Raw genomic sequence first — 11,773 nt, 5'->3', positions numbered from 1 at the left:
ATCTTCACAGAGCGCGGGCGGCGCGGGCAAGCGGGGCGGGTGCCGGCGGGCGGGCGGGGGCTCGTGGCGTTCGGGCCAGGGTGCTTCAGGCCAGGGCGCGCAGGTCCACGGTCATCAGCGGCAGCGTGCGGCCCGCGATCGACCCCGACGGCACACGGCCGACCGTGACCGCGCCCATCGCGCGGTAGAACGGCTCCGCGTTGGGGTCCGCGTCGATCGACAGGCGGGTGAAGCCGAGCCGCGCGGCCGTCGCGGCCACGTGGCCGAACAGCAGCCGGCCCACACCGCGGCCGATCGAGCCGGGGTCCACGAAGAGCATCCCGAGCTCGCCGTGCGGCGGGTAACCCTCCAAGGTGGCGAAGCCGAGCAGCCGTTCGCCGTCCGGAGCCTGTGCCTGTGCCACGACCGTGCGGCGGTCGGCCACCTCGTCCTCGGCGACGGTGAGTTCGTCCCGGCACGCGGCCATGAACGCCTCGTCGTACCCCCAGTACGCCTTCGACCGCAGGGCCAGGGCGGTCAGCGCGGCCGCCTCCTCGGGCCGGGCGGGCCGTATCACCGCAATCGCGCTCACCACAGGGCCTCCATGGTCACCGTCACCCCGTCGAGGCCGCCCGCGAAGTCCGCGCCAAGGGCACGCGAGGGGGTCTGGAACCCCGTCGGCAGCTCCGCGAGGCGCTCCACGATCCGCAGCACCGAATCCGCCGTCATGCTGTACGGGTTGGGGCCCACCAGCGTCGCCGTGACGGTGTTGCCCGCCGCGTCCCGGGCGCGGCCCCACACCTCGCTGCGCGCGCCGCTCAGGGCCCGCTCGCCCGGGCCGCGGACCAGCTTGCCGACCGCGCCCGACAGCGCGCCCCGCAGCGGCCCGACCCGCAGCATCCGGCTCGCCGCCAGCACCGGGGCCGGCACGACCGTGTAGGTGGTGATGTCCGGGATGCCCGTCGAATGGTAGGCGGTGCTCACGTCGCCCCACGGCACCGAGACCACCGTCCGCGCGCCCGACGGGAACGCCGCCCGTACCCGCCGCGCCCCCACCGGCACCGTACGGATCTCGCCGCCCGCCCGGATCCTGCCGCCCTCGGCCGCGCCCTCCAGCGCGGTGCGCGCCGTGCCGGGGCTCGGCCCGCCCCCGACGAGGAAGGCCAGGTCCAACTGGGTGGCGTCGGGCAGGCGCGCGGCCAGCAGCGCCGCCACGCAGTCGGTCGGCACCACGTCGAAGCCCGCGCCCGGCAGCAGCGTGACACCGGCCCGGCGCGCCCGGCCGCCCAGCGCGTACAGCGCCTCGAACACGTCGATCTCACCGGTGATGTCCACGTACCGCGTCCCGGTGTCCAGGCAGGCCGTCGCCATCGGCACCGCGGTCCGGGCGAACGGGCCCGCGCAGTGCACCACCGCGTCCACCCCCGCCAGGCCGCGCCGGACCGCGGCCGGGTCGGTCAGGCCGAACACCCGGTGTTCCAGGCCGAGTTCGGCCGCGAGCGGAACCAGTTTCGCGGCACTGCGCCCGGCCAGGACCGGCCGCTCGCCGCGGGCGGTGGCACGGCGGGCGATCAGGCGGCCGGTGTAACCGGTGGCCCCGTACAGCAGCCAGGTCATCGATGCGATCCTCCTCGGCGGTTGACCGGAACCGTACACGCGCCGTCCGGCGCGGCGATATCGGGTGGGCGGTCGGCGCCGGGCGTGCGAACCTGTAGCCATGAGCGACGCACAGCACGAGGCCGCGCCCGCAGCGGCGGCCGACCCCACCGAGCAGGAGCCGACCGCGCAGGCGGCGGACGGGACCGAGCGGCCGGCGGATCCCGGCGGGGCGGCGGACAACGCGGACGGCGCGACCGGCGCGGACGGCGAGGACGGCGAGGACGAGGTCAAGCGGAAGTTCCGGGAGGCACTCGCCCGCAAGAAGGGCGCGCGGCGCGGCGCGGGCGCCTCCGGGGCGGGCCCGGACTCCTCCAAGATCCACGGGTCCCACGGCCGCGCGGGCGGACCCCGCGAATTCCGCCGCAAGAGCGGCTGAGGCCGCACTCCACCGACCGCGTCCACCAGGGCGCCCGGAAGGGGCGCGGGGGCCGTCCCCGCGCCCCTTCCGGTTCTCCCGGCGGCCCCGGAGCCGTAAGGTCGGGCGGGTGACGACGAACCCGTTCTTCGCCGAGAGCCCCCTGCCGTACGAGCTGCCCCCCTTCGAGGAGATCGAGGAGGCGCACTACCTGCCCGCGTTCGAACGGGGGATCGCGGAGCAGCTCGCCGAGGTCGAGGCCATAGCCGAGGACCCGGCGGAGCCGGACTTCGAGAACACGATCGTCGCCCTCGAACGCTCCGGGCGGCTGCTGGAGCGGGTGCAGGCCGTCTTCGGGAACGCGGCGGCGGCGCACGCGACGGCAGGGGTCCGGGAGATCGAGGCGAAGGTCAGCCCGATGCTGGCCGCCCACAGCGACGCCATCCACCTCAACTCCGCCCTGTTCGAACGCATCGCGGCGGTCCACCGGGCACGCCACGACCTCGGGCCGGACGCCGAGGGACTGCGGCTGGTGGAGCGCTACCACACCAGGTTCCTGCGGGCCGGCGCCGCCCTCGACGAGGACGGGCGGGCCCGGCTGCGCGAACTGAACGCCCGGATCGCCGCCGCCTCGACGGCTTTCGGCCAGAACGCGCTGGCCGCGGCCGAGGAGGGCGCCCTCGTCCTCGACGACCCGGCGCAGCTCGCCGGCCTGTCGGCCGACGCCGTCGCGGCCGCCGCCGAGAACGCCCGGGCCCGCGGCCTGGAGGGCCGCTGGGTCCTGCCCCTGCGCAACTTCTCCAACCAGCCGGAGCTGGCCTGGCTGGAGGACCGGTCGGTGCGCGAGCGGCTGCTGACCGCGTCCCTGGAGCGCGCGCGGGACACCAACGGGCCGCTGGCGGTCACCCTGGCCACCCTCAGGGCCGAACGCGCCGCCCTGCTCGGCTACGACAGCCACGCCGCCTACGTGGTGGCCGACCGCACCGCGGGCACCACGGCGGCCGTCACCGACCTGCTGGCGCGTCTGGTGCCGCCCGCCGTCGCCAACGCCCGCCGTGAGGAGGAGGCCCTGGCGGAACTCGCCGGCGGCCCGGTGGCGGCCTGGGACTGGGCGTACTGGTCCGACAGGCTGCGCAAGCGGCGCCACGACATCGACGAGGCCGCCCTGCGCCCGTACTTCTCGCTGGACAAGGTGCTCGTCGACGGCGTCTTCCACGCCGCCCACGAGCTGTACGGCATCGGCTTCACCGAACGGCCCGACCTGCCCGGCTACCACCCCGACGTGCGGGTCTTCGAGGTCTTCGACGCCGACGGCAGCGGCCTCGGCCTGTTCCTCGCCGACTTCTTCGCCCGCCCCGAGAAGAAGGGCGGCGCCTGGATGAACAGCCTGGTCGGCCAGTCGGGGCTGCTGGGCAAGCGGCCGGTGGTCGTCAACAACCACAACATCACCAAACCTCCACCCGGCGAGCCCGCCCTGCTCACCTTCAGCCAGGTCGACACCCTCTTCCACGAGTTCGGGCACGCCCTGCACGGCCTCTTCTCCGACGTGCGCTACCCCTTCTTCCAGGGCACCTCCGTGCCGTCCGACTTCGTCGAATACCCCTCGCAGGTCAACGAGATGTGGTCGCTGTGGCCGCAGATCCTGGGGCGCTACGCCACCCACGTGGAGACGGGCGAGCCCATGCCCGAGGAGACCGTGGCCCGCATGAAGGAGGCCGCCCGCTTCGGCCAGGGCTTCGCCACCGTCGAGTACCTGGCCGCGACCCTGCTGGACTGGGCCTGGCACACCCTGCCCGCCGGCGCCGACCCCGGCGACCCCCTCGCCTTCGAGGCCAAGGCCCTCCAGGAGGCGGGCCTGGCCCTGCCCGCGATCCCGCCCCGGTACCGGACCACGTACTTCAACCACATCTTCAGCAGCCAGTACAGCGCCGGCTACTACTCCTACATCTGGAGCGAGGTCCTCGACGCGGACACCGTCGACTGGTTCACCACCCGGGGCGGCCTGCGGCGCGACAGCGGCGACACCTTCCGCCGCGAACTGCTCTCCAAGGGCGGCAGCGTCGACCCGATGCGGGCGTTCGCCGCGGTCCGCGGCCGGCCCCCGAGGATCGAGCCGCTGCTGGAACGGCGCGGGCTGACGGGCTGAAGCGGGCCGGGCGGGGCGGGGAAGGGGCTGGACGCACGGGGCCACGCGGGGTCTCGCGGCGGCTTGCGGGACCTGCGGGGCTTCACGGGGAGCGCCGCCGGGCCGTGCGAGCCCCTCGTCAGGGCCCTGCGTAACTCCCGTGCGCGCGGCAGCGCATGGGCGGAGGATGGCCGCATGGGATGGACGCTGACGCACTCGCTCGACCGTTTCCTGGACGCCGCCGGCGGCTTCCTGGCGGCGGACCCCACCGAGAACTCCGTGCCCCTGAGCATCTGCGCGGCCCTGCGGCGCCAGGGGATGGACACCTACGGGCAGGAGCCGCCGCGCTTCGGGTGGTGGGAGGGCCCGGGCGGCGCGGTGGAGGCCGCGTACCTGCGGACCCCGCCGTATCCGCCCCTGCTCACCCGGGGGACCGCCCAGGCGTCCGCGGAGCTGGCGCGCGAACTCGGGGACGCGGTGGCGGGCGTGCGCGGGGAGAAGCAGGCCGTCCTCGCGTACGGGGACGCGTGGCGGGAGCGGACCGGAGGGCAGGTGACGGCGGGGCCCGACACGCGCCTGTACCGGCTGGGGGAGCTCACGCCGGGGACGCCGGTACCCCCGGGACGGGCGCGGACGGCGGGCACGGCGGACAGGACGCTGCTGCTGCGCTGGCAGGAGGAGTTCGCCAGGGACGTCGGCACCGCCATGCCCGGCGGCGAACGCGTCCTTGACGACGCCCTCGCGTACGGCGGGCGCCTGCTGTGGGAACTGCCCGACGGCGAACCGGTGGCACAGGCCGGATTCACCCCGCCGGCCGACGGCACCTCCCGGATCCTCGCCGTCTACACCCCTGAGCACCACCGCGGTCGCGGCTACGGGGGCGCCGTCACGGTCGCCGCCACCCGAGCCGCCCTGGCGGCAGGCGCCACCGAAGTGGTCCTCTTCACCGATCTGGCCAACCCCGTCAGCAACGCCCTGTACCGCAAGCTCGGTTACGTTCCGGTGCGAGACTTCGCCGAGCTGGAGTTCACCGCCGGCGTCCGCAGCGGCCGGCCGGGAACGGAACCGCTCCCCGCATAATGGACGACGGCGGAAAACCGCCGATCGAACGACCCCGCCAGGAGGATCCGTGACCGGCGAAGGCCGCCAACCGTCCCGCCTCGTGAAGCTGCGCCCGGCGCCGTTCGGCGCCGACCCCCAGGGGGCGCGGCTGGAGCGCATCCTGGCCTCGCCGAACTACCGGGACGGCGCCTTCGTCAACCCGGTGGGCGCCCGCACCGCGCCCGGCGGGGACCTGTTCAAGGCCCTGCCGGCCAACCTCCGCAAGGAGGCCCGCCTGCCCCGCAAGCCCGCCCGGCCGGTGCCCCTGCACCCCACCACGCTGGCCGACCTCGCCCGGCCGCCCGCGTCGGGGCTGCGCCTGACATGGCTGGGCCACTCCTCGGTGCTCGCCGAGATAGGCGGCCGCCGGGTGCTGTTCGACCCGGTCTGGGGCGAGCGCTGCTCGCCGTTCCCCTTCGCCGGACCGCGCCGGGTGCACCCCGCGCCCGTGCCGCTGACCTCGCTGACCGGGCTGGACGTGGTGGTCATCTCGCACGACCACTACGACCACCTCGACATGCCGAGCATCGTGCAACTGCTCAAGAGCGACGCGCTCTTCGCGGTGCCGCTGGGCGTCGGCGCGCACCTGGAGCACTGGGGCGTGCCGCCGGAGCGGCTGCGCGAACTCGACTGGCACGAGTCCACCGAGGTCGCCGGGCTCACCCTCACCGCGACCCCGGCCCGCCACTTCTGCGGGCGCGGCCTGCGCGGCCGCCAGCAGACCCTGTGGGCGTCCTGGGTGGTCACCGACGGCACCCACCGTGTCTTCCACAGTGGCGACACCGGCTACTTCCCCGGCTTCGCCGGCATCGGCGCCGAGCACGGCCCGTTCGACGCCACGATGATCCAGATCGGGGCGTACTCCGAGTTCTGGCCGGACATCCACATGACGCCCGACGAGGGCGTGCGGGCCCACCTGGACCTGCAGGGCGGTGAGCCCGGTGGGGTGCTGCTGCCGATCCACTGGGGCACCTTCAACCTGGCGATGCATCCGTGGGCGGAGCCGGGGGAGCGGACGATGCTGGCCTCGCACGCCGCGGGCCAGGTGTGCGCGACCCCGCGGGTGGGCGAGCCCTTCGAACCGGCCAGCCCCGCCCCGGCCTACCCGTGGTGGCGCGAGGTGGCGGTGACCCCGCCCCAGGGCTGGGCGCCCTGGCCCCCGGTGGCCCCGGCCAAGGAGGAGGACGTGGTCGCAGAGACCTGAGCGGCCGTGAAGCCGGCCGGCGGTACCGAGACCGTCAGATGGGCAGTCCTGGCACTCGCCGTCGTCACGGGCCGGCAACGCGCACGCCCCGACGAAAGGACACAACGATGACACGCACGCCATCCCGATTCCCCGCCTTGCGGGCGCCGATCGCCGGCGCGGCCGCGGCCCCGGCCACCGCCCGCTCCTCGGACCACACCACAGCCCCCACCACACACGCCTTCGCCTCGGCCGGTGAGATCGCGGTAACCACGCCCAGTGCCCGCCCCGACGCCACGAATACCTCGGCCAACACGCTCAACGCCGTGCCCATCGACTCCTCGCTGACGCCAGACGCTGGAGGACACACCCTCACCTCCCTCTTCCCGGCCTACTCGTACACGTCGCCGCACCTCAATGGCGTGGCCACGACGGGCCGGGGGTAGCGGCGTGCGCGCCTACCCGGCCGGCCCGTGCACGGCTCACCGGGCCCACCACGCGGAGGGGCCGGTGTGGGACCACACCCGATCCGAGCTGATCTGGGTCGACACCTACCGTGGCCTGATCCACCGCGCGCGGTGGGACCCCGGCGCCCGGGAGTTGCACCTGGAACGCACCTACGACGCGGGCCAGGCGGTCGGCGCCGTCGTCCCGTGCACGGGGGCCGGCCAAGGATGGATCGTAGCCACCGAATTCGGTTTCTCCCGGCTGCGCTCCGACGGCACGTTCCGGACAATCACCGAACCTGAACGCGGGCGGCAGCCCGTTACCCGGATGAATGACGGCAAGTGCGATCCGCGGGGGCGGTTTTGGGCCGGCAGCATGGCTCACGACCGCACCCGCGGTGCCGGCGCCCTGCACTGCTTGGCGGGCGACGTCAGCACCACCGTGCTCGAACAGGTCACCATCTCCAACGGCATGGCCTGGACAGGTCCGGACGAATTCTTGTACATCGACACGCCCACCCAGCGGGTCGACCGGCTCCGCGTCGCCGCGGACGGACGCATCGCCGGGCACGAGACCGCGTTCGCCATCGCACCCGGCGCGGGCGCGCCGGACGGCATGACCATCGACCAGGAGGGCTGTGTCTGGATCGCCATGTGGGGAGCAGGTGCCGTCCTGCGCTTCACACAGAGCGGCGAAGCCGTCGCACGGATCGACCTGCCCGCACAGCAGGTGAGCAGTTGCTGCTTCGGCGGCCCGGACCTGCAGACTCTGTTCATCACCACATCGCAGGAGGACTACAGCCCCCGCCGAATCGCGGAGGAACCTGACGCGGGACGGCTGTTCGCAGCCGACGTGGACGTCCCGGGACGACCCGCCGACTTCTACACGCCTGGCCCTGCGAGGTGAACAAAGCCCGCCATGTGGCAACCAACCGCAGCGGCCACCGGTCGCGCTACTCGGCTGCGGAGCCATGGCGGGGATCGTGGCGGGATGTGCGTCCCGCCGCCACCCGCGACGGGGCGGCGCCGAACCGGCCACCTACGAGGTCAATCCGACGTTGAAACCGCTCGGGTCCACCGAGGCCTCCGGACAGTAGCCTCCGGCTCACGGCGGCCCGCGCGGAAGACGCCCCTGACTGGATCGCCATTCCCGTCCGAAGGGGCTCCACTTGCGATTACCCGCGTGTTGAGGTCTCGTCCCCCGGCGGTGCCGTTGAGGCGCGTACCACCAGTTCGGTGGCGAGTTCGATGTGGTGGGACTCGACCTTGTCGGCATTGGCCAGTCGCAGGGCGGTGCGCAGGGCGGCACCGCCCATCTCCCTCAGTGGCTGGCGCACGGTGGTCAGAGGCGGTGAGGCCATCCGAGCGATGTCTGTGTCGTCGAAGCCGACCACGCTCAGGTCTTCGGGGACGCGCAGGCCTCGGGAGCGGGCGGTCTCGATGACACCGAGGGCGATCTCGTCATTGCCCGTGAAGATCGCCGTCGGTGGCTCTTCCAGGTCCAGCAGTGCCGCGGCGCCGAGCAAGCCGGTCTCGTACGTGAATTCTCCGGGCCGGACGTAGGCGTCGGGTACCTGTGCTCCTTCCGCCTCCATGGCGGCGCGATAGCCGTGCATGCGTGCCTGGTTGCACACGGCCATGGCCGGTCCGCCGAGATAGGCGACGCGGCGGTGGCCGAGGCGGAGCAGGTGCTGGGTCGCGGCCAGGCCACCGGAGAAGTTGGTCGCACCGACGCTGTTGACCCGGCTGTCCGGCAGGTGCAGCGGGTCCAGTACGACCATCGGCAGCCCGGCCCGGGCCAGCTCGTTCAGGTGCGCGGTGGTGTAGACGCTGGTGACCGCGATGAGGGCGCGGCGGCCGGCGGAGACCAGATCCCGGGCCCAGTGCGGGGCGCGGGAGGCCTTACTGATCACCACCATGGCTCCTGCCTCGGCGGCGGAGTCGATGATGCCTTCCAGGGCCTTGGCCACGTACGACGTGACGCCGCCCTGGAACTGCACCTCTATGGTCGGGCTTTCCGCGGCCTCGGTGTGACGGAACACGGGTGCGAGGTAGTCGTGCTGGTACAGCAGCTCCTGCACCCGGGCGCGGGTCTGCGGTGCCACGTCACCGCGACCGTTGACCACTTTGGACACGGTCGCGACGGAGACCCCAGCCGCTTGGGCGATGTCCGCCAAAGTGGTGCGCCTGCCGTTCGGTGGCATCGGTTCCTCTCAACTGTCCGTCCGCCCAGTGCGGTGAGCCCCGGTCGTGGCCGACCACTCGGGTGGAACCGGTCAACCGTACGGCACACCGGCAGGGAGCACCCACACGGGGGGAGTTGCACCTCCGGCTCTGCCGTGGGCCGGGCCAGGCCGGCACAGGCGATCGTCGCCGCGCCACCGCCGTCTCGGCCGGGAGGGCATCGACTCGGTCCGTCACCGACAGCCGGTCGCGGCCATCGCATGCCCCCTTCGCCTCGCGCTCAACTTTGGATCTTTCGAAAACCTTTCGATCTCCTGTCAGGGCTTCGCGAGCAGTGCGGTTGCCCAAAAGTGCACAGATCTGACAGAACTTCAGCAACATGTGGCACGAGTATTGACGCGCCATCGCTTCGAAACCTAGCTTGCATTCTCGAAAGATGAGCCTGCGTTTTCGAAACGTTTTCAGCGCGGCTCATGAGAAGCCGGTGACTCTCGAGCGTGGAGAACAAATATGGACATTCCTCTCTCTCGACGTACCCTGTCTCGGCGTACCGTGCTCGGCCTGGCCGCCGGGATACCGGTCTCCGCGGCGCTGACGGCCTGCGGCTCGTCCGGTCCCGGCAAGAGCAACGCCGGCGCCACGTACTGGTACCTGAACGGCCAGCCACAGGAAGGCGTCAGGGCCGGCGCGGTGGAGGCGTTCAACAAGGCCCACCCCGACACGCAGATCAAAACCACCACTTTCCAGAACGACGCGTACAAGACGAAGATCAAGACCGCCATCGGCGCCGGGCAGGCGCCCACCATCATCTGGGGCTGGGGCGGCGGGACGCTGCGCACCTACGTGGAGGCAGGCCAGGTCGAGGACCTCACCTCGTGGTTCGACGAGCACTCCGAAGTCAAGAAGCGGCTGTTCCCGTCCTCGTTCGGCGCGGCGACCGTCAACGGCAAGATCTACGCGATGCCGTGCGAGACCGTGCAGCCGATCATCCTCTTCTACAACAAGAAGCTCTTCGAGCGGGTCGGCGTGAACCCACCGGAGTCCTGGGACGACATCATGGCGCTGGTGCCCAGGTTCAATGCGAAGGGCATCGCACCGTTCTCCCTGGGCGGTCAGTCCCAGTGGACGAACATGATGTGGCTGGAGTTCCTGTTCGACCGCATCGGCGGTCCCGAGGTGTTCCAGGCGGTCATCGACGGCGAGAAGAACGCCTGGTCCAACCCGGCCGCCATCACCGCGCTGACCAAGCTGCAGGAACTGGTCAAGGCCAACGGGTTCATCAAGGGCTTCTCCTCGATCACCGCGGACTCCAACGCCGACCAGGCGCTGCTGTACACCGGCAGGGCGGCGATGATGCTGCACGGCGCCTGGTCGTACGGCATTCAGCAATCCGACGGGGGGGACTTCGTCTCCAGCGGCGGGCTGGGCTACATGAACTTCCCGCCCGTTGCGGGCGGCAAGGGCGATCCGAGCAACACCGTCGGCAACCCCGCCCAGTATCTGTCCATCTCCTCGAAGGCCGGCGCCGGGGAGAAGAACGTCGCCAAGGAGTTCTTCGCCAACGGCGTCCTGCAGGACGCCGAGGTCAAGCAGTGGATCGACAACGGGTCGGTGCCGATCCGGCTGGGCACGGAGAAGCTGCTGGCCGCCTCCAAGAGCGCCGATTTCCTCCAGCTCACCTACAACATCGCCAGCAAGGCCAGGACGTTCGGCCAGTCCTGGGACCAGGCGCTCAGCCCGATGGCCGCCGAGACGCTGCTGGACAACATCTCCAAGCTGTTCCAACTGTCCATCTCGCCCCAGCAGTTCGCCCACAGCCTCACGCGGTCATCGGCAAATGAGCACGCTCACCAGCCATCCGCCGCGTCGCGCACCGCGCAGCATCCTGCCGTGGCTGGCTGCGCCGGCGCTGGTGGTCTTCATCTGCTTCGCCGTGATCCCGCTCGTCGGCGTCTTCGTGCTGAGCTTCACCACATGGGACGGGATCGGCGCCATCCACGCGTCCGGACTGACCAGTTGGCGTACGGTCCTCACCGATCCCGGGCTGCCGCATGCCCTCTGGGTGACGTTCCTCGTGATGATCGTGTCCTGGGCCGTTCAGACCCCCCTGAGTATTCTGCTCGGCACGTTCATGGCCGGCCGTCAGCGCTACCGCGCGGTGCTGGGCGTGGTGTACTTCATCCCGCTGCTGCTCAGCTCCGCGGCGATCGCGGTCGCGTACAAGGCCCTGCTGGATCCCAATTTCGGCCTGGGCGCCGGACTGAAGATCAAGGCGCTCAGCCAGGACTGGCTGGGCAGGCCCGGGCTCGCGTTCGGCGTCGTCGTCTTCGTCGTCTCCTGGCAGTTCGTCCCGTTCCACTCACTGATCTACCAGGCTGGGGTCCAGCAGATTCCGAAGTCCCTCTACGAGGCGTCGCAGTTGGACGGCGCCGGGCGGATCCGGCAGTTCTTCAGCATCACCCTGCCCCAACTGAAGTACACCATCATCACCTCGTCCACGTTGATGGTGGTCGGGTCGCTGACCTTCTTCGACCTCATCTGGGTCCTGACCGAGGGCGGCCCCGGGGACGCCACGCGGGTCCTCGCGCTGGACATGTACAAGCGGGGATGGCGGGCCAGCGAGATGGGACCGGCCAGTGCCATCGCGGTCATCCTGGTCCTGGTCGGCCTCTGTCTCGCCCTGCTGCTGCGCCGGCTCGGAGGCCGGGACGCCGGTGACAGCCAACTCGAGGGGGCCTGAG

At 71.9% G+C, this 11,773-nt stretch carries 10 protein-coding genes and 1 pseudogene; 8 read left to right on the top strand and 3 right to left on the bottom strand.

Going from position 1 to position 11,773, the window contains the following annotated elements; genetic code table 11:
- Positions 1–85: 85 nt before the first annotated feature.
- On the bottom strand, positions 86–571 hold the full coding sequence (locus tag K7G61_RS26205; protein ID WP_374204239.1) for a GNAT family N-acetyltransferase: 486 nt from the start codon (positions 569–571) through the stop codon (positions 86–88).
- Positions 568–1,596, bottom strand: coding sequence for a trans-acting enoyl reductase family protein (locus K7G61_RS26200; protein WP_225849449.1), 1,029 nt, complete (start codon positions 1,594–1,596; stop codon positions 568–570). Before K7G61_RS26200 ends, K7G61_RS26205 begins: the two co-directional genes overlap by 4 nt.
- Positions 1,597–1,696: 100 nt before the next feature.
- On the opposite strand from K7G61_RS26200, the gene K7G61_RS26195 reads away from it, so the two are divergent.
- From K7G61_RS26195 to K7G61_RS26170, 6 genes are all read left to right on the top strand, one after another.
- A complete protein-coding gene (locus K7G61_RS26195) occupies positions 1,697–2,014 on the top strand; it encodes a DUF5302 domain-containing protein (protein ID WP_225849448.1) in 318 nt (105 codons plus the stop codon).
- Between the two features lie 109 nt (positions 2,015–2,123).
- Positions 2,124–4,139, top strand: coding sequence for a M3 family metallopeptidase (locus K7G61_RS26190; protein WP_225849447.1), 2,016 nt, complete (start codon positions 2,124–2,126; stop codon positions 4,137–4,139).
- A 174-nt stretch (positions 4,140–4,313) separates the two neighbouring features.
- Positions 4,314–5,198 carry a GNAT family N-acetyltransferase gene (locus K7G61_RS26185; protein WP_225849446.1) on the top strand — a complete coding sequence of 295 codons (885 nt, stop codon included), beginning with the start codon at positions 4,314–4,316 and terminating at the stop codon, positions 5,196–5,198.
- Between the two features lie 49 nt (positions 5,199–5,247).
- The gene (locus tag K7G61_RS26180; RefSeq protein ID WP_225849445.1) at positions 5,248–6,423 is read left to right on the top strand and encodes an MBL fold metallo-hydrolase; all 1,176 of its coding nucleotides are present in this window, start codon (positions 5,248–5,250) and stop codon (positions 6,421–6,423) included.
- 107 nt (positions 6,424–6,530) lie between these two features.
- Positions 6,531–6,848, top strand: a complete 318-nt coding sequence (locus tag K7G61_RS26175) for a hypothetical protein (protein WP_225849444.1) — start codon at positions 6,531–6,533, stop codon at positions 6,846–6,848.
- A gap of 64 nt (positions 6,849–6,912) precedes the next feature.
- Complete coding sequence (locus K7G61_RS26170; protein WP_308190707.1) at positions 6,913–7,755, top strand: SMP-30/gluconolactonase/LRE family protein; 843 nt, start codon at positions 6,913–6,915, stop codon at positions 7,753–7,755.
- Positions 7,756–8,023: 268 nt separating this feature from the next.
- On the opposite strand, the gene K7G61_RS26165 is transcribed toward K7G61_RS26170, so the two are convergent.
- Positions 8,024–9,052 carry a LacI family DNA-binding transcriptional regulator gene (locus tag K7G61_RS26165; RefSeq protein WP_225849442.1) on the bottom strand — a complete coding sequence of 343 codons (1,029 nt, stop codon included), beginning with the start codon at positions 9,050–9,052 and terminating at the stop codon, positions 8,024–8,026.
- Between the two features lie 490 nt (positions 9,053–9,542).
- Between K7G61_RS26165 and K7G61_RS26160 the strand changes: the two are divergent.
- Both K7G61_RS26160 and K7G61_RS26155 read left to right on the top strand, forming a co-directional pair.
- Positions 9,543–10,859, top strand: a pseudogene (locus K7G61_RS26160) (extracellular solute-binding protein); the annotation flags it as partial.
- 10 nt (positions 10,860–10,869) lie between these two features.
- Complete coding sequence (locus K7G61_RS26155) at positions 10,870–11,772, top strand: carbohydrate ABC transporter permease (RefSeq protein ID WP_225849441.1); 903 nt, start codon at positions 10,870–10,872, stop codon at positions 11,770–11,772.
- Position 11,773: the final 1 nt, after the last annotated feature.

Origin of the sequence: Streptomyces sp. HPF1205 (genome assembly GCF_020400825.1) — a bacterium.
Classification (GTDB): Bacteria; Actinomycetota; Actinomycetes; order Streptomycetales; family Streptomycetaceae; genus Actinacidiphila.
Note: the sequence above shows the minus strand (reverse complement) of the source record. Positions and strands in the feature narration are given on the sequence as shown.